This is a genomic window from Stenotrophomonas sp. SORGH_AS_0321 (assembly GCF_031453215.1).
In the GTDB taxonomy this organism is placed as follows: domain Bacteria; phylum Pseudomonadota; class Gammaproteobacteria; order Xanthomonadales; family Xanthomonadaceae; genus Stenotrophomonas; species Stenotrophomonas chelatiphaga.
In genome coordinates, this window is the sequence record NZ_JAVIZG010000001.1 from 80,462 (window position 1) to 102,444 (window position 21,983).

Genomic DNA, 21,983 nt, shown 5'->3' on the forward strand with positions numbered 1-21,983 from the left:
GCCCAATGCACCCAACGCGCAGGCCCCGATGCCGCGTCGGCGCTTCTACCGCCGCCGCCGTTTCTGGGCGTGGTCCGGCGTGGGCGTGCTCGGCCTGGTGCTGGTCGCGCTGCTGGCAGTGTACTGGCTGCTGCAGACGGTGGCCGGCCGCGACGTGCTGCTGGCGCAGGTGATCGCACGCCTGCCGGCAGGCGCCAGTTTCACCTGGGACAAGGCTGAAGGCCCGGTGGCAGGGCCACTGACCCTGCACAACGTCGATTTCCGCTACAACGACATCCACTTCCATGCCGACCGCGCGCACCTGGAGCCGGACCTGCGCCCGCTGCTGGGCCGCAAGCTGCTGCTGGACCGGCTGGAACTGGACAATGCCACGCTGAACCTGGCCAAGAGCGAGGAGCCGTTCGAGCTGCCGTCCTGGCCCGGTTCGTTGCCGCAGATCGAGATGCCGTTGGCCATCCAGGCCGACTTCATCCAGGTCAATGGCCTGCGCGTCACCACCGCCGGTGAGCCGACCATCGACATCGCCCGCATCGGCGGTGGCCTTGAAATCGCCAATGGCGAGTTCAAGGCCAACCAGTTGCTTGTCGACAGCGACATGGGCAATTTCCGTATCAACGGGCATTACATCCCGGCCAACGATTACGACACCGACCTCAGTGTCACCGCCCTCCTGCCGGCGCCACGCGGCCGCACCCCGGCCAGCCTGGGCCTGGTGGCCCGCGGTGACCTGGGCCATATGGAAGTGGCGGTGGCCGGGCGCGCACCCAACCCGCTGCGCGCGCTGCTGGTGTTCGACGGGCGCACCGATCCCACCTGGAAGGCCAGCGTGCGTACCGACGCGCTGGACGTGCGCCTGCTGAACCCGGCCCTGGCCGCGTCCACCGTGGAACCGCTGACGGTGGATTTCAGTGCCGCCGGCAAGGGCGGCAATGCCGACCTGCAGGGCACCGCGCAGCTGGGTGGACAGACGATCGAACTGGCACCGTCCAAGGTGCAGCTGGAAGACCAGGTACTGAATGTATCGCCGCTGGTGGTCAAGGCCTTCGGCGGCCAGGTTCGGCTGAAGGGGAGCGCCGACTTCCGCCAGCAGGACCAGCAGAAACTCAATTTCTCCATCGTCGCCAATGACCTGACGTACACGCCAGCGGCCGATCCCAACACCGCCGGCGGCGTCGCCGTGCCGGTGACCCTGAAGGAAGCCCGCATGGGCCTGGCCGGCACCCTGCAGGCCTGGGCGGCGATCGGCACGGCGGACATCGAGCGCGAGGGCCAGAAGGCTGCGCTGCAGTTCGATGTGCGTGGCAATGAGGGCGCCGCACGCATCGAGCAGCTGCAGGCGCGTACGCCGGGCGGCACGCTGGGCGTGGAAGGCAACGTGGCGTGGGCGCCGCAGCTGCAATGGGATGCGAAGGCAACGCTCAACGCCTTCGATCCCGGCTACTTCCTGCCGGGCTGGGATGGTCGACTGTCCGGCAACTTCGCCAGCACCGGTCGCCAGCTGCCGGTGCCGGCCAATGCCGCGCCGGGAACCACCGGTGTCATCGAAGCGACCGTGGACCTGCCGTCACTGAAGGGCACCCTGCGCAAGCGGGCGGTGGACGCACAGGGCAAGTTCGCGCTGCAGGGCAGCCAGGGCGAAGGCCAGCTGAAGCTGGCGATCGGCGCGAGCCGGGTCACCGCATCGGGCAAGGTGGGCGACCGCCTGGATATCGATGCACGCTTCGAACCCCTGCAGCTCAGCGACCTGCTGCCCGGCGCCGACGGCGGGCTGCGCGGCACGGTGCAGGTCACCGGGCGCCGCAATGCGCCGGACATCACGGCCGACCTGGTGGGCAGCAGCCTGCGCTGGGGCGATTACGCCGCCGAAGCGATCAGCCTGAAGGGTCGCCTGCCGTGGAGTGGCGACAGCGGCACGCTGGCCCTGCAGGGCCGCAACGTCAACGCCGGGATGCTGCTGGAAAGCCTGAACGTGGATGCGCAGGGCAGCGTCAGCAACCTGCGGCTGAGCGCGCAGGGCCGCAACGAGATGGGTGCGCTGGACCTGCAGGGAAGCGTGCGCCAGCAGGGCCAGCAGTGGCGCGGCAAACTGGAATCCCTGCGCCTGGCGCCGCAGAAGGGCGATCCCTGGGTGTTGCGCGGGGCATCTGATTTCGCGGTCAACGGCAGCAATTACAGCCTGACCGAAACCTGCCTGGCGCCGGCCACCGGCGGTGCGCTGTGCGTGCATGCCAACTGGCCGCGCGAAGGGCTGGTGGTGCGCGGTGACGCGCTGCCGCTGACCCTGGTACAGCCATGGTTGCCGCCCACGTCCGGGCGACGCATCTACCTGCGCGGCGAGGTCACCCTGGACGCGCAGATCCGTCCGCGTGGCAACGCCTGGGAAGGCAACGTGGAAGTGCGTTCGCCCGAGGGCGGCATCCGCCTGGGCGACAACGCACGCGGTGAGCTGGTGTCCTACGACCAGTTCTCGGTCAAGCTGGACATGACCCCGGCACGGATCGAGGCGTTCCTTGGAATGGGCTTCAAGGGGAATGGCTTCGTCAATGCCAAGGTGCAGACCGGCTGGGATGCCAGCGCCCCGTTGAACGGCGAGCTGTATCTCAACATGGCGCGGTTGTACTGGCTGGAACTGTTCTCGCCGGACATCGTGCGCCCGACCGGCCTGATCGAAGGGCACGTGAGCCTGCGTGGAACCCGCAGCCAGCCACTGCTGGGGGGCGAGGCCACGCTGAGCGACTTCAAGGGCGAATTCCCTGCGCTGGGCCTGACCTTCGAACAGGGCAAGGGCAACTTCACCGCACAGCCGGATGGCTCGGCGAAGATCACCGCACAGGCCAACTCCGGCAAGGGCACCCTGTATGTCGACGGCGGGCTGTCCTGGTTCGGTGATGCGCAGCCGCTGCAGCTGCATATCCATGGCGAGAACGTGCTGCTGTCCAACACCAGCGAACTGCGCGTGGTGGCCAACCCGAACCTGGACTTCACCCTGGCCGGCACCACGATGCAGCTGAAGGGCGAGGTGCTGGTGCCGGAGGCGGACATCGACCTGGAGCGGCTGGACCGCGGTACGTCGGTGTCCGAAGACGTGGTGGTGCTGGACCCGGTGGATCCGGAAGAAACCGCCAGCTCGCCGCTGGACATGGACCTGACCGTGAGCCTTGGTGACAACGTCAAGATGGCCGGCTTCGGCCTGAAGGGCGCCCTGACCGGCAAGATGCAGGTGTGGGCAAAGCCGGGCCGCGAAATGACCGCCAATGGCGGGCTGGAAGTGAGTGGTCGCTACAAGGCCTACGGCCAGGACCTGACCATCACCCGTGGCCAGCTGACCTGGAACTACAACCCGGTGTCCGACCCGCGCATCAACCTGCGTGCCGAACGCCGGATCGGTGATGTCACCGCGGGTATCGATGTCACCGGCCGCGCAATGCAGCCCCGTGCCCAGGTGTGGTCGGATCCGTCGATGTCGCAGTCCGAAGCGCTCGGTTACCTGGTGCTGGGCCGCAGCCTGACCGGCGCCACCAGCGACCAGACCCAGCAGGTAAACGCCGCGTCCGCCGCGTTGTCGGCCGGCAGCGGGCTGCTGGCATCGCAGTTGGGGGCGAAGCTGGGCCTGGACGATGCCGGCGTCAGCCAGTCGCGCGCGCTGGGCGGGTCGGTACTGGGTGTCGGCAAGTTCATCTCGCCGAAATTGTATGTCGGCTACGGCGTTTCACTGGTGGGCAGCGGATCGGTGCTGACGCTGAAGTATCTGCTCAGCCGTGGCTTCGATATCGAAGTGGAATCGAGCACGGTGGAGAACCGCGGTTCGTTGAACTGGCGCCGCGAAAAATAGCGGCGCTGCGTTCAATGTGAACGGACGGCCGGGTTCAAACAGGGCGGCGTGTTCGATGGGCGGGAATTGAAAGGCGAGAAAAGCGGCGACGGCAAGAATCGCGCTCCGGCTGCGGCCTTACGCCTTTCCCCTCGGATCGTTCCATGAACTCTGTCGCTTCTCCTCCCGCCCCTTCCTCTTCGCCGAGCGTCCGCCACAGCGTCGAGGTACTCGATCCGATCCCATTACCTGGTTGCGCGGGCGGTCCCCTCACGCCGCGGCGGGTGAACAACCGGTCGCGGGATGCAGAGTCGGGTCCGGCACCGGAATCGAGCCGTCGCACGTCGTTGCACAACGCGCGCCTGGCGGCGGAATTGTTGGCGATGCCGCTGACCTCTTCCGGCCTCTCCTTGCGGCAGCATCTGTGCGCCTGGTTGCAGCATGGCGCGCAGCCTGGACATGACGAACACCAGCTGCGCGAGGCACTGCAATGGCTGCACACACCATTCGGCGACGCGGTGACCGCGGCCTACGGTGACGCATCGCGGGTGCTGGTGCCTTATGTGCTTGATCAACTGCTCGTGGCGCTGTTCCCCACGCTGCAGGATGCGCAGCGCCAGCGGTTGACCGCCGATATCCGCGCGCGCGCGCAGGAGGTGCCCCTTGCCACGTGGGTGCGCGCCCTGGCATTGCCGCGGGGTGAGCGGGACGGCCCGATCTGCCTGCGTCCGCTCGACGACGCCGCGCAATGGGACGCCCTGCGCGCGGCCCTGGTCCCGCGTGCGGTACAGGGCAACGGCGTGGCACAGAGCGCGCTGGCGATCGCCGCGCTTGGCGCTGCTGCGGTAACGTCCACCTTCCTGCCCGGGGTCGCCGTGCCAGCCTTGCTGGCCGGCAGCGCGGGCTTTCTCGGTATTGCCGGCGGCGTGGCCGTACGCGATGCGCTCGCCACGCCGGCAGGCCAAGCGCAGTCCACGGCACTGCGCAGCCGCGCTGATGAACTGTTGCAGACCCTGCTGCCCCGGTGGAACCGTGCGCAACGCGATGCCTTGTACGCGGTCTGGGCGGAACGGCCGAATGACCGCTCACTGCTGTCCACCGTCGCGCAGGCGGGGCATGCGCTGGTCGCTGCCGACGGTTGCATCGAATCGGCCGTGGCGGCGGTGAGAGCGGCCTCGCGGCAGACCATGGACGCGCCCGTCCCGGGCGGGCCGGCGGCCGTCGCCGATGCGCTGGCAGGGCTTCTCATTACCTTTTCGGCGCAGGGCGCTGGGAAGCATGCAGGCAGCGCACCCGTGGGCCTCGCGCGTCCCCGCGGGGTGTTCAATGCTGACGATGCGGTGCCCATGTGGCCTGCTTCGGCGGGGCTGGCCCAGCTTGCAGGGCACACGGCGCGCATGGCCTACCAGGCCAGCGTGCTGCAGCAGATCGACCAGCTGGGCAAGGATCCGGATGACCCACGGACCACGCGGCAACGTCGTATCGACAAGGCCCACCTGCGCCTGCATCACGCCCGATCTGCCGCACCGGGATCGGGGCGCCGACAAGGTATCGCTGCAGCACGTGCGCGGCTGGACGACCTGCTGAATCCCGCTGAGCTGATCGCCAGCGCGCGGGCAGGCGACGTGCGCCGGGCGATGGAACTCAATCGCGCTGCGGCGCTGCATCCGGAAAGTGGCGTGAGACCGGATCATGCTGCCGCTGTGTCCAACCTGCCGTTGACCGCACGCGCCGGCGCACTCACCGAGCCCGGCATCGCATCGCTGGCGGCCCCTGGCGAGGCCGGTTCCTCCAACGGCATGGCGGCTGTCGCGATGCCGATGCTGGCCCCTGTCGACCGGGCTCCCGTTGCTGACGCTGCGGCCGGGCCGCAGCCTCCGACGGTTCTCTCGCCGCTGCCAGCCGCCGAGTCGGCGCCGGCGTCGCCCCGCACCCGGCTCGGGCGGTGGCTGGGCCTGATGCCGGACGTGGCGGGCGCGGGCCAGGAATCGGCGATAGCGGATTACCTGGGCCTGCAGGCGGTGACGCGCGGTGGGCAGCCCTGCACGGTGCGTGCCGAGCTGACGCGGGCCTGGGGCGACCAGCTGCAGCAACAAGCGGAAGCCGGGAGGGCCCGGAAGACGTTGAGCGCGGCTGCGGCCGATCTGGTGACGCAGCTGGTGGAACAGGACCGCCAGGGCACGCCCGCCGCAGCGCAGGCGGTGGGTCGTTTCGGCCTGCTGCTGCAGGTGGATGGCAGCAGCGGCGTGGCCGTGCCCGTGCCCGGCGCGGTGGCGATCACCGGCTCGGCCACCGATACCTCCCCGCGCAGCGCCAGCGGGCCGATCGTGCTGATGCTGCCGGGCATCGGCCTGCTGGAGTACGCCGCCGGCGGACTGGACACCCTGGTGCGCCACATGGACGCCCATCCCGTGCTGCGTGCGGCGTTGTACGGATTGATCCCTCTGGAGCGCCTGCAGCCGGCACCCGGTGGCAGGGGCGAGGTCACGCTCGGCTTCACCGCGCTGGACGCGGACGGGACGGGCGAGGAGGTCCTCGAGCGCGTCCTGCAGGGCGGCATCGATATCCGACGCGCGGGCGCGCGGCGGGCGCAACCGGTGCGGCCGCTGGCGGAGCTGGTCGCCCCCTACCTGGGTGCGGCCGGCGTAGTGGAACAGGCGCTGGCACAACTGTGCGACCACGGCCTGCTGCAGGCTCCCGTGCAGGACGCCGCGCGCGCGCTCGGCCTGGCCACGGCGTGGATCGATTATCTGAACGCCCTGGTCGATGCACCGACGGTGCCCCGCCTGCAGTCACCGCAGGACTATGCCACCGGCGATCAGCTGCAGCGGCACATCGGTGAACGCCTGCGCGCACGCCTGGACGGCATCGGCATCGACGCCACGCCAGCCGATATCCGCGTGCGCTGGGGCGAGGTCCGCTTCCGCCCGGAGCCGGTCGGTTTGCCGCACAACTCGGCCGGGGCGACGCAGCTGCCGCCGATCCAGCATGATCTCAGCCTCGCCGAGCTGGCCGCGCGCAACATCGGATTCGTCGACGTCCCGTTCGGCGCCGGAGCGCAGGCCTTCGATGCGCAGGGAGAGCTGCTTCCCTCGCTGACCCCTGCGCTGATGCGCGAATGGATCCGCGGACTGGATCTGGATGGATCCTACCGGCGGCACCTGCAGCAGCAGTTCGACAGCAGCCGGCGTGGCAGCCCCGGCGAACTCCGGTTGCGCGCGTTCCGCCACACGTTCCCGGCGCGGATCGCACTGGAGGAACAGCTGGCGTTCGCCCATCACACCCTGCAAGCGCCATCCGTGCTGCGGCAGATGCTGGCGCACCCGGGATCCCGCGCAGTGGACTACCGGGGCAGGGTCCAGCAGGTGCGGTTCGGACCGCTCACGCTGACCACCCATGCCCTGATCGATGACATGTACGTGTTCGACAGGACGTCCGCGCTGCCTGGCAGCCTGGCCGTACGAACCGAAGATGGCCACGTGGAGGCCTACGTGGCCGGCCTGCGTCCGACCCCGTTCCTTTCCGCTGACAACGACGCCGAGTTCAACGCCCTGTTGGACGGCGACGCGATGCGCGACTGGCTGGAAGCCCATCTGCCGGACGCCCGCCACCGCCACGACATGGAGCACCCTGGCGCCTTGTCGGAACTGTCGGTAGCCCCGGACCAGGGCGATGCCCTCGACGCCTGCTACCGTCGTTGGGTCGAGCAGCTGCAGCGCCAAGCCGACGATCTGGTGGTCTCAAACCGGGAGCAACTCGGCAAGGACATCCTCGACGTGCTGAGCGGGGTGTACGAGTTCGCCGAGAACCTGCTGCCGTTGCGCCTTGAGGTGTTGTCGATGGCGGCCCGGGCCTTGGCGCCCCTGCTTTCCCGCAGCGGCGTCTCCGGGCCGGCCGGCCGGCTGGCGGCGGAAAACGCGCTGCTGCGGGTGTTCAGCCACGCCGGCACGGGCACGGCGCTGGCGGTTGCGCCGAGACGGCCGCTGCTGGCTGCCGGCGTACCGCGATCGTTGCGCCAGCAGCCCGGTGTGAACGGCCCGGGATACATCCAGGCCAGGCAGGGCGATTACCGCATCCCCGAGGCCGGCGACATCCGTGCGTCGGGCCTGGCGGTGCTGCTGGATCCCGTCAGCGGGCAGCCGGCGGGGGGCGTGGCGCGCTACGACCGAACGACCCTGCAGTGGCGGATCGAACCGGCACAGCCCAGCCGTCGCGCGGACTACGCGCACCTGGCAGAGCACCTCGATGAGCACAGGCTTCGCCATCTCAGCACCCAGGGCAATGGCGTGTATGACCTGGAGGGTGCGCAGTTCGTCCGCATCGACGGACACTGGTTCCGCAGCGAAGTGCGCTCCGAACTCGGCGGCGGCCGTTATCTGGTGGCGCCCGGTGGCCGCGTCCGCAGTGATCTGCTGCTGGCCCGCGCGGATGACGCGTGGCAAGTGACGCAGCGGCCGCGCGGAGGATTGCGCGGCGGCGCACCCGTACCCGCAGACACGTCCGATCTGGACGTGCTGAAACGTGCGGTATCGGCCACGCGGCTGCTCGATGACACGGCCATCCAGCGCGCGCTGAGCGTGCATGGTCCGGTTGGCGGGCAGGTCCGTGCCACGCTGCGCCGCGACCTGCGTGACAGCGCGCAGCAGACCATGCTGGGGCGCATCGGGGCAGGCAAGGCCGCGTTTGACGGACCCGACTTCGGCGCGGCGGGGCGCATGGCCATGCTGTGCGCACTCACCAGCGACCCGCTGTTGGGACAGGGTCGGCGCATCGAGCTGTATACCGGCTCGGCGGTCACCGGCCAGCGACGCATCGTGATCGGCCAGGGTAAGGAGCCGTTGTTCCGGCTGCAGTACGAGTCGGAATTGCCGACGCTGGAGCAGGTGATCGTGCTGCTGAATCCGGACGTCGTAGCGGCGGCGCTGAAGCTGCCTGCAGGTACCACGGCAGCGGCCCTGGTGGGCCCAGTCACCGCTCGCCTGCAGCAGACGGTGAAGGGCCATCGCGCCGATGTACAGGTGTCGCTGCGCACGTTGGCCGACGATATCGACGTGGCGAGGCCGGAGGTTGCTGCCCTGCAACTGCAGTTCGGCGTTGATCGCGGGCTGGCCGAGGACGTGCTGCAGCGGCAGCCGGACCTCACCGACGCCATCCTGCGCTACGAACGGCCGCAGCGGCTGGTTGATGCCATCGCCGACGCATCGGCACGGCTGGGCGAGCGCACGCTGCGGCAGGCGCTGCTGGACGGGCGGGTGCTGTCGGTCGATGCGCTGACGCTGTTGCAGGACGTGCTTGCCGCGCTGTTGCCCAAGTGGAAACTGGTGAGCGACCTGCATGCCGATGGCAGCCCGCAGTTGCACATGGCGCTGACCGACGGGGCGCGAACGCATACGCTCGTGCTGCATGCCGATGGCGTGCAGGTCAGCGGTCACGCGCAGCCCTACGCGAAATGGCAGCAGGCGGTGAGTGCGGTGCTCGGCACTGAATCGGCGATGGATCTGCGCAACGCCAAGGGACTGGGAAGCGCGGTAGCCGAGCGGCTGCGCTCGCTTGGAACGGACGCGCCGACGGCACGCATCGAACCGTACCGCCGCGCCCTGCTCGAGGCCGCAGGCCAGCCCGCCTGCCCGAACGCAGCGGGCAGCTGCCCGGCCAGCGCGCGCCGCCCGGACCAGCACGACCTGGAGCGGCAGTCGATGCTTCGTGACACAGCCGTGAGCCTGCGACTGGACGCCGCAACCGCGCTGGACCAAGCGCTCGCACAGGCACGTGCCGCAGCGGGTGACTGGTTGGCAAAGGACACCTCACGCACGGTAGCCAGCTACTGGCGGGGAAATCATCCGCCCGGCCGCCATGCCGGTGACGATGAGCGCCTGCGGAATTTCATCAAGGCACACTGGAAGTCTGCCGCCGCCGCACCGCAGGAACTCTCCGACTTCGTGAAGGCATTCGCTGCCCGCGAGGCGTTGCCCACGGCCAACATCCTGGTGGCCGAGGTCACGCTGCAGATCGACGGACGACCCCTTGCCTGGGACAAGCAGGCATTCGTCTCCAACGCTCAGTTGGGGGGCATGCACGGGTTTTCGAACGTGGAGGGAGTGAAGGTGCTGAAGGTGATAGTGCCCGCGCGCCGGCGACCGGGCCACGAAGGCGTCGACACGCCGGGAGAGGCCGATTTCGAAGCTCCGCAGGAGTTGCTGCACCGGGTCATGACCAACGACCATCCCTTCGGACGCTATGTGGTGGAACCGCGTGTCCAGCTGCCGGACAGCGCGCCCCGGGGCGCGCCGGACATCGAACTGCACTGGATCCGCAGCGAGGCTGAACTGCGACGCCTGCTGCGCACCCACGTCAACGTAGGCGGCAAGCCGCTGCAGGTGGGTGATCCGGTCTATCTTTCATCGGTGCGGCGCTGCACCGAATCGCAGTTCCTCAACGAGGTCGCCGATGCGGTGGAGGCGGAGCTGCCCGGCGTGTGGCAGAACAGGCAGATGCTGGATCGCGTGACCGGCACGGTTGCCCTGTTCTCGGACCGGGTGCCCTGCCTGAACAACTGCCAGTTGCTGATGCATGCGGCAGCGGAGACATTGCCGGGTGTGGACATCAAGATGGGCTATGGCGATCCGCCGGGCCATGGCGGGGTGATCCGGCCGCACCGGAACCCGCCGCGCCTGTTTCCGCTGCCATGAGCCTGAACCTGCGCGATGACAGGCATCGCTCATCGGCGTCGGCGGTACGCTCCGGCACCGGCCTACGGCCTTACGCTTCTCCCCTCCCGCATCCGGCCCATCCCATGTCCTCCATCGATTCCATACCTCCCCCGTCACCGCCGCAACGCGTTCCTGCCCGGCTCCCGATGCAAACCGGGCCGCTGGCGGCTCATCGCGCCGCCATCGAAAGCTGCATCGCGCAATGGGAAAACGACCAGCTGCTCGACGCCGGCGGTATTGCGCAATTGCGTGGCCTGCTGGCTTCGACGAGTGCGCCGCCGGCAGCATGCTTCGATGCAGCGCAGATCGACCCGAGCGGCCAGTGGGGCGACAATTGGCTGCAGCTGACCGCCGCCGTTGACGGCATGGTGCTTTACCTGGGTCCCGATCCGCAGGCGCCGCCGCTGCTCCCGTGTGCCCCCGATGCCCAGACCTTGGCGCCGGACCTGGTGGTGCTGAAGGTGGACCGTCCCGAGGGCGACGGTGTCTTCGATGTACGCCGACTGCGCGCGCTGGTCTGGTGGCGGGAGGCGGCGTGGACGCTGCAGCTGACCGACCACGGCGATGGCGAGTGCATCGTGCAGCTGTCCGGGCTGCCCGACTGACAGCCCGCGGCCCAACCTCCGGCGGTTGTCGCGTGGGGCACGCAGAGGCTAAGGTCACTGGCTCACCTGATCCGCCGGATGCCCCGCATGTCCCTCCGCAGAACCCTTCCCGTTTCCCTGGCCCTGGGCCTGACCATGGCGGCAGGCGCACATGCCGATGAAGGCATGTGGATGCCGTCCCAGCTGCCCGAGCTGGCCAGGCCGCTGAAGGCGGCAGGCTTCAAAGGGGATCCGGGCGCGCTGGCGACCGTCACCGCGCCCCCGCTCAGTGCGGTGGTGCGCGCGGGCGGCGGCACCGGTTCATTCGTTTCGCCCGACGGCCTGCTGTTGACCAACCATCACGTGGCGATGGGGGTCATCCAGTACAACAGCAGCGCCGGGCACAACCTGATCGACGATGGCTTCATTGCCCGTGACCGGGCCGATGAGCGCCCGTCGAATCCGGATTTCCGCGTGCTGGTCACGGTGGGCTTCGACAACGTGACCGATCAGGTGCTGGCGCAGGCCAGGGGCAAGACCGGCCGCGCGTACTTCGATGCGGTGGATGCGGCCAGCAAGCAGATCGTGGCGGACTGCGAACGCGCAGGCAACGTGCGCTGCAGCGTGGCCGATATGTACTACGGCACCGATTTCTACCGGATTTCGCAGCTGGAACTCAGCGACGTGCGCCTGGTGTACGCACCGCCGCGGGCGATCGGCAATTACGGCGACGAGATCGACAACTTCATGTGGCCGCGGCATACCGGTGACTTCACCCTGCTGCGTGCTTACGTGGGCAAGGACGGCAAGCCGGCTGCCTACAGCGCCGACAACGTGCCGTACCAGCCGCCGGCACACCTGCAGATGTCGCTGCAGGGACCGAAGGAGGGCGATTTCGCGATGCTCGCCGGCTACCCCGGCATCACTTACCGCCATCGCACTGCGGCCGAGTTCGCCAGCCAGATCGACGCCGTGCTGCCGCGCCGCGTCGCGCTGTTCCAGCAGATGATCGACACCATCGAAGCGGCGACCAGGGACGACACGCAGGCACGCACGCGCTACGCCTCGCAGTTGCAGTCGCTGAAGAACAACCGCAAGCGCGCCGCCGGTGAACTGGAGGGCCTGCTGCGCAGCGATGCGAAGACCCGGCGCGCCGCCGACGAGCAGGCGATGCTGGCCGATGCCGATCCGCGCTATCGCGGCGATATCCAGGCCCTGCTGGGCACCCTGTCGCAGGGCGCGGCGGTGGGCGAGCGTGACCTGCTGCTGGACCAGGTCGCCAACCAGACCCAGTTGCTGCGTTCGGCGCTGCTGCTGGAGCGGCTGCGCATCGAATCGGCCAAGCCGGACGCGCAGCGCGAACCCGGCTTCCAGCAGCGCGACCAGGCGCTGATCGAAGGGGTGTTGAAGCAGGCCCAGCGTCGCTACGACCCGGCCGTCGAGAAGGCCTTGTTGAGCGCGCTGCTGGCGCGCTACCAGCAGCTGCCCGACGCCCAGCGCCTGCCCGAATTCGATACTGCCTTCGGGCGCACTCCGCAGGCGCTGGCGACGGCACTGGATGGGCTGTACGCGCGCACCATGCTTGGCGAGGAAGCGCAGCGGCTGTCGCGGTTTGCGGCGGCACGCGAAGGCAAGGCGCTGGCGCCGGACCCGTTGCTGGCCCTGGCCGGCCCCTTGGTAGCCGCGCAGCTGCGCATCGAAGACGAGAAGAAGACCCGCGACGGTGAGGGCCTGCGCCTGCGGCCGGCCTACATGCAGGCCCTGTTCGCGTGGCGCGCAAAGCAGGGACGTGCGGTGTACCCGGATGCCAACCGCAGCCTGCGTATCAGCTATGGCAAGGTGGAAGCGCTGAGCCCGCGCGATGGCGTGCATTTCGATCCGGTGACCACCGTGGCCGGCATCGTCGAAAAGAACACCAATGCCTACCCGTTCGATGCGCCACGCCCGCTGCTGCAGGCGATCGCCAAGGCTGACTTCGGCAGCACCGCCGACCCGGCGCTGAACACCCAGACGGTCAACTTCCTGACCAACCTGGACACCACCGGCGGCAACTCCGGCTCCCCCGTGCTGAATGCCAGGGGCGAGCTGATCGGCCTCAACTTCGACAGCAACTGGGAGTCGGTCAGCGCCAGCTGGTGGTTCGATCCGCGCTTCAAGCGCGCCGTCCACGTGGACATGCGCTACCTGCGCTGGCTGCTGGCCAAGGTCTATCCGGCGCCCGCACTGCTGCAGGAAATGGGCGTGCCGGCCGAATAAGCCGACGGTAGGGGGTGCTGGCGACAGAACCCTCTACACTGTCGCCATCTGCTGATCACGGAAACTGGCCTGAGTGTCGAGCTGGATCCTGCTGCTGGTGTCCGTTGCCTATGCTGCGCTGCTGTTCGGCGTGGCGTGGTGGGGTGACCGACGACCGCTGTACCCGGACCGGCCCTGGCTGCGCCCGGTGGTCTACAGCCTGGCACTGGCGGTGTACTGCTCGTCGTGGACCTTCTACGGCGCGGTCGGCACCGCCGTGCGCAGCGGCATCGGCTACCTGTCGATCTACGTCGGCCCGCTGCTGATGATGCTGTTCGGCTGGCGCATCATCGAGCGCCTGGCGCTGGTGGCGCGCAGCCAGAACGTGGTCTCCATCGCCGATTTCATTTCCTCGCGCTTCGGCCGCTCACGGCGGCTGGCCGCGCTGGTGGCGATCATCGCGCTGATCGGCGTGGTGCCCTACCTGGCGCTGCAGTACAAAGCCGTGGCCATGAGCCTGCAGGTACTGACCGGCGACAGCGGCCCGACCGGCTACTTCAGTGATCCGGCGCTGTATGTGGCGCTGCTGATGGCGCTGTTCGCCACCCTGTTCGGTACCCGCCAGGTGGACGCCACCGAACACCACCACGGCATGATGCTGGCCATCGCGCTGGAGTCGGTGATCAAGCTGCTGGCGATGGTGGCGGTGGGCGTGTTCGCCTACCTGTGGCTGAGCGAGCGCACCGATGCGGTGGTGCAGTCGGCGCATACGCTGTTCACCTCGCTGCCGCCGGTGGGATTCATCTCGCAGACGCTGCTCAGCTTCCTGGCCATCGTGTGCCTGCCACGGCAGTTCCACGTGGCGGTGGTGGAATGCGGTGATGTGCGTGACGTGCGCCGCGCGCGCTGGATGTTCGGCGGCTACCTGGTGGTGATCTCGGCCATGGTGATCCCCATCGCCACCGCCGGCGTCACCCTGTTCGGCACCGGCGGCACGGTGGCCGACGATGCCATGGTGCTGGCGCTGCCGCTGCATGAAGGCCGCAATGCGCTGGCGCTGATCGCCTACGTGGGCGGCTTCTCGGCCGCCACCGGCATGGTGATCGTGTCGTCCATCGCGCTGGCCACCATGATCAGCAACGACCTGGTGATGCCGGTGCTGCTGCGCCGCAGTGGCGGCACCGGTGAAGCCGCGGACGTGGCATCGCGGGTGTTGTGGATCCGCCGCCTGGCGATCCTGTTTCTGGCGTTGATCGCCTATACGTACTACCGCAGCAGTGGCAACGACAACTCGCTGGCGTCTTACGGGCTGATGGCCTTCGCCGCGGTCGCGCAGTTCGCGCCCGGGCTGATCGGCGGGCTGTACTGGCGCGGCGCCAGCCGTCGCGGCGTGGAAACCGGCATCGTGCTCGGCTTCGCCACCTGGATCTACACCCTGCTGCTGCCTGCGCTCACCCAGTCCGGGCTGCTCGATGCGGGCTGGTTGAACGAGGGGCCGTTCGGGGTGGCGTGGCTGCGCCCGCAGCAGCTGTTCGGCATGAGCGGCTGGGACCCGTTGACCCACGGTACGTTCTGGTCGCTGCTGGTCAATGCGGCGACGATGATGCTGGTGTCGGCGCGCTGGCGGCCCAGCGTGGACGAGCGCCTGCGCGCGGCGCCTTTCCTGGACCCGTATGCGCAGCGGCCCTCGGTGGCCAGCGGCTGGCCCGGCCACGTGCACGTCGGTGACCTGCTGGCGCTGGCATCGCGGGTGGTGGGCGAGCGCCATGCACGGCGTTCGTTCTTCGAACAGGCACAGTCGCTGGGGCGCGAACTGCAGACCCAGGTGCCGGCCGACCGGCCGTGGGTGCAGTTCACCGAACGCCTGCTGGCCGCCTCCATCGGCGCGGCATCGGCGCGCCTGCTGCTGACCAGCCTGCTGCGCGGTTCCGGCATGGACCTGGGCGAAGTGGTGGCGGTGCTCGACGAAGCGGGCCAGGAGCTGCGATTCAACCGCGAGATCCTGTCCACCACGCTGGAAAACATCAGCGCCGGGGTCAGCGTGGTCGACCCGGACATGCGCCTGACTGCGTGGAACCGTCGCTACCAGGACATGTTCGGCTATCCCGACGGCATGCTGTACGTGGGCCGGCCGGTGGCCGACCTGATCCGCTACAACGCCGAGCGCGGTGAACTCGGCGAAGGGGACATCGAACGCCAGATCAGCCGGCGCATCCGGTACATGCGCGCCGGTTCGCCGCATGTGTTCGAACGCACGCGCAGCGATGGCAAGGTGATCGAGATGCGCGGCCAGGCGCTGCCGGGCGGTGGCTATGTCACCAGCTACAACGACATCACCGATTACAAGCACGCGGAAAAGGCCCTGCTGGAAGCCAACGAAACACTGGAACAGCGCGTGGCCGAGCGTTCCAACGCCGCCGAGGCCGCGCAGCAGTCCAAGACGCGCTTCCTGGCGGCGATCAGCCATGACGTGCTGCAGCCGCTCAACGCGGCCCGCTTGTTCGCTTCGGCGCTGCGCGAAAGCCACCACAACAATGAAGAGCAGCGCCACCTGGCCGAGCGCGTGGACGCCTCGCTGCGTGCCGCCGAAGAGCTGCTGGATGGCCTGCTGGATGTCTCCCGCCTGGATGCCGGCGGACTGCACCCGGTGATCGGCGAGTTCGATGCCAGCGCCCTGATGCGCGAGCTGGCGGCGCAGTACTCGCCGGTCGCCGCGGGCCGCGGCCTGCGCCTGGACCTGTTCGCACGCCCGGCCTGGGTACGCAGTGACCGCCGCCTGCTGCGCCGGGTGATGCAGAACTTCCTGGCCAATGCGCTGCGTTACACCCGCCAGGGCCGCATCGTGCTGGCCGTGCGCCTGCGTGGCAACGAAGTGGAGCTGCAGGTCTGGGATACCGGGCCGGGCATTCCCGAACACCACATGCAGCAGATCTTCGATGAGTTCCACCGCTACCAGCAGCCGTTCGACTGGGGCGAACAGGGACTGGGGCTGGGGCTGTCGATCTGCCAGCGCATCTCGCGCCTGCTCGACCATCGCCTGAATGCCCGCAGCCGGGTCGGCAGCGGGTCGATGTTCTCCATCGCACTGCCACGCGTGGCGGCCACGCCGGGTGCCAGCGAGCAGGAGCTGATGGCGGCGGCCCCGGCTGCGGTACGCGCCGACTCGCTGGCCGGCATGCGCGTGCTGTGCGTGGACAACGACGAAGAGATCCTGGATGGCATGCGCGCCCTGCTGGGGCGCTGGCAGGTGCAGGTGATCACCGCCAGCACGGTCGACCAGGCGCTGCAGAAAATGGCCGAGCACCCGGACGTGATGCTGGTGGATTACCACCTGCACGACCGGCTGGACGGACTGGATACGCTGGTCGCCCTGCGCGAGGCGGCCGGCAGCGACCTGCCGGGCGCGCTGCTGACCGCCGATGGTCGCGACGAACTGAAACGCATGGCCCGCGACCGCGGTTATCGCCTGCTGACCAAGCCGATCAAGCCCGCATCGCTGCGTGCGTTCCTGGCAGCGTATTCAACGCTGCGCGGATGAGCACGCAGCGCGAACATCACGTCTTTCGGATTCTGCCCATGTAGTTGCCTTGGCAGGCAGGTTATCAAAGGGCTCCTTCATCACTGGGAGCCCTCTCCATGCAGTCGATTCAATCTGGCGCGCCCTCTTTCGCGGTGGCCGCCTCCTGCAACGGCTTCGGCGACAGCCGCGCCGGCCCGTGGGCCCGGCTGCAGGCGCTGCGCAACCTGCCGATGGAGGCGCCGGCGGCGCGTCCCGTCGCGATGGTGCTCGGCGCAGTACTGGGCGGGTCAACGGCCCTGGTCATGGGCGCCCTTGCCCCCCTGCCTGCTGCCGTGCTCGGTGCGCTGCTTGGAGAAACCTCGTTGCTGCTCTCACGCGCGGACCATTGGGAGCAACAACAGTATCCCCGGTGGGTTCGCCTGCTGCAGGCCTATCCGGGCTTGCGGGAGGTGGCAAGCCGGTCGGGAGTGGACCTTACCGACCGGGACCGTGTCCGTCGTGTTTACGAGGGACTGCAGCAGCAGATGCAGTCCATGGTGGAAACCTACCGCACGCACTGCATTGCCCACGGGCTGCCGCGCAGCGATGTCGTGGACAATGTCCTCAAGGCGTTCTACCTCAGCTTCTGCGTAGACGCGCCACCGTGCATCATCATGTGCCCCCAGAAGGGGTGGCGCTACTTCGCCGCGGTTGATCGCGCGGCGCTTCCTGCGATCAAGCACGACATCAACGTGCGTGGGCTTCGTCCTGACCAGGCATTACGCCACAGCGGATGCCCCTTCATGAGGGTGGACGTCCTGGGACAGCAGCTGCGCGGCGCAGCGGGGTTCCGCATTGCCCGACGCCAGCAGGAGTGGCAGGTCAGTCCGACCCTCGTCCCGGATGCGGAGCCTCTGCTGGATTGCTACAGGCCCACCACCACGGCAGTGGTGCAGGTGCAGCAGCACAGGGTGTCGGTGCGCCGGCGGGCCACGCCAGACGCACCCGCGGCACGGCCAGGGCCTGTTGATCCCCCGTTTACGCGCGCGGTCGAGGTCCGGTGGGGAGTGCGCTTGCGGGACCAGCTCATGCATCTTCCGCCGGACAGCGTGACCCGGCGAGCCCTGGCTGATCTGCAGCAGGACCTTCGCCAGGGGCGGCAGCCGGGGCATCGTATTACGCTGAGCGGGCAGGCCTGGCTGGCGAGCGATGCGCGCATCGAAGGCCTGAAGGGGCGCAACCTATGGCGCGTCCTGTACTGTAGAACGGGTGATGCCTACACGTTGGAGGGAATCGGCAACTACCACGGTCTGTCCACCGTGCAGTGGTGGAACGGTTGATCGGTCGGCGTCACCCCATCACGCCGCGCCGCTGAGGTGTTCGTACAGGATGGTGGAACCGATGATCATCAGGATGATCCCGCCGATGATCTCCGCCCGCTTGCCGACCATGTTGCCGAGTACCCGGCCCAGCATGATGCCGGCAGTGACCATGGTCAGCGTGCACAGGCCGATGACCAGCGCCATCACGCCGATGTGCACGTCCATGAAGGCCAGGCCGATGCCGACCGCCATCGCATCGATGCTGGTGGCGAAGCCGGTGACTGCCAGGCGCCAGAAGCCATGATGGCGCGACGGATCCTCGTCGGTTTCATCGTCGTGCGGGCGCAGGCCGTTGACGATCATGTGCAGGCCCAGCGCCACCAGCAGGCCGAACGCGATCCAGTGATCGAAGGCCTCCACGTAGTCCAGCGCGGCGCGCCCGAGCAGCCAGCCGATCACCGGGGTGATGGCTTCGATGGCACCAAAGATGAGACCGGCGCGCAGCGCATCGCGGAACACCGGCTTGCGCATGGCGGCGCCCTTGCCGATCGCCGCGGCGAAGGCATCGGTGGACATGGCAAAGCCGATCAACAGAATCGAAACAGGGGACATCAGGTTCACGGCAGGTCGGGCGAGGACGGACACGACGGCCCGCGTTCGCGCCCAACCTGTCGTTGCGCACGCGGACCGCTGGTCTCGCCAACCAAGATGGCTGCCCGCACCACGGCGCACTGGCCGAGCATGTTGATACGGGCGTTTCCCGGTGACAGGAAACAGGCTACTCCCCAAGGGGACGCGAAGCTTAGCACCGGGCTTGCGGCCTGCGGCGTCACCGCGCGATTGCGCAGGTGAAGCTGGTTTTCATAGCTGAGGCTATATCGCGACCTGGCAGCGCCGAGCCACGCTCGGCGAGCGCAGCGGCCGCGGTCCCCGCAACGGCTCAATCTTCTTCGGGTGGCAACACGATCTGTTCGTCGTCGATGGCCAGCTTGCCGGCCATCAGCACCGCCTGGGTGCGGTTGGTCACGCCCAGCTTGCGCAGGATGGCGGTGACGTGCGCCTTGATGGTGGCCTCGGACACGTTCAGGTCGTAGGCGATCTGCTTGTTCAAGCGTCCCGCGCCGAGCATCTGCAGCACGCGGAACTGCTGCGGGGTGAGTTCGCGCAGGCGTTGGCCGACCTCGCGCTCTTCGCGGCCGGTCGGCGGCACGTTGTGCGCTTCCGGCGGTGCCCAGGTTTCGCCATCCAGGATCATTCCCAGCGCATGGCCGATGGTGTCCGAATCGGCCGATTTGGGGATGAAGCCGAACGCACCGTGGTCGAGCGCGCGGCGCATCACCGTTGGTTCTTCGCGGGCGGACACCACCACCACCGGCAGGTGCGGGTGCAGCGAACGCATGTGCACCAGGGCGTTGAAGCCCTGGGCACCGGGCATGTTGAGGTCCATCAGGACCAGGTCGGCGTCGTTGTGCTGGTCGGCCAGCGCATACAGCGCTTCCACGCTGTCGGCTTCGAACAGCTGCACGCCGGGGATGACGCGCTGCACTGCGCCCCGGAGGGCTTCGCGGAACAGCGGATGGTCGTCGGCAATCAGGAGGGTGGGCATGGGATCAGCTTACGGAAAACAGGAGGGCAGGGGGCGGGCGCCGCTCGCTTCGCCATGCGCAACAGGCGGCTCCCGACGCGCGGACCGGGCCCTCCTCCCGGTCCACGGCGTGGCGTGTTACTTGACCTTGCGTTCGTCCACCAGCGATGCCACCACCGACGGATCGGCCAGGGTCGAGGTGTCGCCCAGCTGGTCCGGCGCGTTCTCGGCGATCTTGCGCAGGATGCGGCGCATGATCTTGCCCGAACGCGTCTTCGGCAGGCCGGGGGCCCACTGCAGGTGGTCGGGCGTGGCGATCGGGCCGATCTCCTTGCGCACCCACGCCACCAGTTCCTTGTGCAGTTCCTCGCTGGGTGCCTCGTCGGCGATCAGCGTGACATAGGCATAGATGCCCTGGCCCTTCACCTCATGCGGGAAGCCGACCACGGCGGCTTCAGCCACCTTCGGGTGCGAGACCAGCGCGCTTTCCACTTCGGCCGTGCCGATGCGGTGGCCCGACACGTTGATCACATCGTCGACGCGCCCGGTGATCCAGTAGTAGCCGTCTTCGTCACGGCGGCAGCCGTCGCCGGTGAAGTAGGCCCCTGGGTAGGTGCGGAAATAGGTATCGATGAAGCGCTGGTCGTCGCCGTACACGGTGCGCATCTGGCCCGGCCACGAATCGCGGATGATCAGGTTGCCTTCGGTGGCACCGTCCTTGATTTCGCCATCGGCATTGACCAGCGCCGGCTGCACGCCGAAGAACGGCAGGCTGGCCGAGCCCGGCTTGAGGTCTACCGCGCCCGGCAGCGGCGAGATCAGGATGCCGCCGGTTTCAGTCTGCCACCAGGTATCGACGATCGGGCAGCGGCTGTCGCCGACTACCTCGTAGTACCAGCGCCAGGCTTCGGGATTGATCGGCTCGCCGACGCTGCCGAGCAGCCGCAGCGACGCGCGGGAGGTGCGCTTGACCGGCTCCTCGCCTTCGCGCATCAGGGCGCGGATGGCGGTCGGCGCGGTGTAGAACAGGCTGACCTTGTGCTTGTCGATCACGTTCCAGAAGCGCGAGGTATCCGGGTAGTTCGGCACGCCTTCGAACATCAGCGAGGTGGCGCCATTGGCCAGCGGGCCGTAGACGATGTAGCTGTGGCCGGTGACCCAGCCGACATCGGCGGTACACCAGTAGATGTCGTCTTCGCGCAGGTCGAACACCGCCTCATGGGTGTACGCCGCGTACAGCAGGTAGCCCCCCGTGGTGTGCAGCACGCCCTTCGGCTTGCCGGTGGAACCGGAGGTGTAGAGGATGAACAGCGGATCTTCGGCGTTCATGCGCTCCGGTTCGCACTCGGCCGGCTGGCTGTCCACCACGTCGTGGAACCAGCGGTCGCGTGGGGCCTGCATGTCCACCGCGCCGCCGGTATGGCGCACCACCAGCACGGTTTCCACCGTGTTGGCGCCGGGCAGCTTCAGCGCCGCATCGACGTTGGCCTTCAGCGGAATCTTCTTGCCGCCACGCAGGCCTTCATCGGCGGTGATGATCAGCTTGCTGGCGCAGTCGCTGACGCGATCGGCGATCGAGTTCGGGGCAAATCCGCCAAACACCACCGAATGGATGGCACCAATGCGCGCGCAGGCCAGCATGGCCACGGCGGCGTCGACGATCATCGGCAGGTAGATGGTGACCCGGTCGCCTTTCTTGATCCCGAGGTTGCGCAGCGCGTTGCCGAGCCGGCAGGTGCGCTCGTACAGCTCGCGATAGGTCACATGCTGGGCCGGCGCGTCCGGGCTGTCCGGTTCGAACAACAGGGCGGTCTTGTCGCCGCGCTTTTCCAGCTGGCGGTCCAGGCAGTTCACGCTGGCGTTGAGCTCGCCGTCTTCGAACCACTTGATGCGGAAGTCGGCCAGGTCATAGCTGACGTTCTTGATGATGCTCGGTTGCTTGAACCACTGCAGCCGCTGCGCCGCTTCGCCCCAGAACGCATCCGGGTCGTCGATCGACGCCTGGTACTGCCGCTGGTAGGTGGTTTTGTCGATCCGCGCGTTCTTGGCGAACTGCGGGTCGACGGGATAGAGATCAGCCATGGCACCCTCACTTGCACGTGGACTTTGATGTGCGGTTGCAGCATACGGCGCAACCGTTGCCACCCAGTTTGCCCGATCCGTCCGCCCCCGCCACACCGCGGCGCTTAGACCATGGTCGCAATCGCGAGGCGCAGCGGCCGCGCCCGGTGGCGATG

9 protein-coding genes are annotated in these 21,983 nt (G+C 68.3%); 6 read left to right on the forward strand and 3 right to left on the reverse strand.

Going from position 1 to position 21,983, the window contains the following annotated elements; all coding sequences use genetic code 11:
- Nucleotides 1–28: 28 nt before the first annotated feature.
- From QE373_RS00375 to QE373_RS00400, 6 genes are all read left to right on the forward strand, one after another.
- Entirely contained in the window at nt 29–3,832 is a 3,804-nt protein-coding gene (locus QE373_RS00375) for a translocation/assembly module TamB domain-containing protein (protein ID WP_309689473.1), read from the forward strand.
- 362 nt (nt 3,833–4,194) lie between these two features.
- Complete coding sequence (locus tag QE373_RS00380; RefSeq protein WP_309682234.1) at nt 4,195–10,500, forward strand: hypothetical protein; 6,306 nt, start codon at nt 4,195–4,197, stop codon at nt 10,498–10,500.
- Nucleotides 10,501–10,667: 167 nt separating this feature from the next.
- Nucleotides 10,668–11,126, forward strand: coding sequence for a hypothetical protein (locus QE373_RS00385; protein ID WP_309682236.1), 459 nt, complete (start codon nt 10,668–10,670; stop codon nt 11,124–11,126).
- A gap of 87 nt (nt 11,127–11,213) precedes the next feature.
- Nucleotides 11,214–13,361: a S46 family peptidase gene (locus tag QE373_RS00390; RefSeq protein ID WP_309682239.1), complete on the forward strand. Its 2,148-nt coding sequence runs from the start codon at nt 11,214–11,216 to the stop codon at nt 13,359–13,361.
- Nucleotides 13,362–13,434: 73 nt separating this feature from the next.
- Complete coding sequence (locus tag QE373_RS00395) at nt 13,435–16,878, forward strand: PAS domain-containing hybrid sensor histidine kinase/response regulator (protein ID WP_309682242.1); 3,444 nt, start codon at nt 13,435–13,437, stop codon at nt 16,876–16,878.
- A gap of 98 nt (nt 16,879–16,976) precedes the next feature.
- A complete protein-coding gene (locus tag QE373_RS00400; protein WP_309682245.1) occupies nt 16,977–18,179 on the forward strand; it encodes a hypothetical protein in 1,203 nt (400 codons plus the stop codon).
- An 18-nt stretch (nt 18,180–18,197) separates the two neighbouring features.
- Here QE373_RS00400 and mntP read toward each other — a convergent pair whose 3' ends face one another.
- The 3 genes from mntP to acs all read right to left on the reverse strand — a co-directional run bounded on the left by mntP (nt 18,198) and on the right by acs (nt 21,828).
- Nucleotides 18,198–18,773: a manganese efflux pump MntP gene (gene mntP / locus QE373_RS00405; protein ID WP_057507081.1), complete on the reverse strand. Its 576-nt coding sequence runs from the start codon at nt 18,771–18,773 to the stop codon at nt 18,198–18,200.
- A gap of 328 nt (nt 18,774–19,101) precedes the next feature.
- Nucleotides 19,102–19,767, reverse strand: a complete 666-nt coding sequence (locus QE373_RS00410; protein ID WP_309682249.1) for a response regulator transcription factor — start codon at nt 19,765–19,767, stop codon at nt 19,102–19,104.
- Between the two features lie 117 nt (nt 19,768–19,884).
- Nucleotides 19,885–21,828, reverse strand: coding sequence for an acetate--CoA ligase (acs, locus tag QE373_RS00415; RefSeq protein ID WP_309682253.1), 1,944 nt, complete (start codon nt 21,826–21,828; stop codon nt 19,885–19,887).
- Between the last annotated feature and the right edge of the window lie 155 nt (nt 21,829–21,983).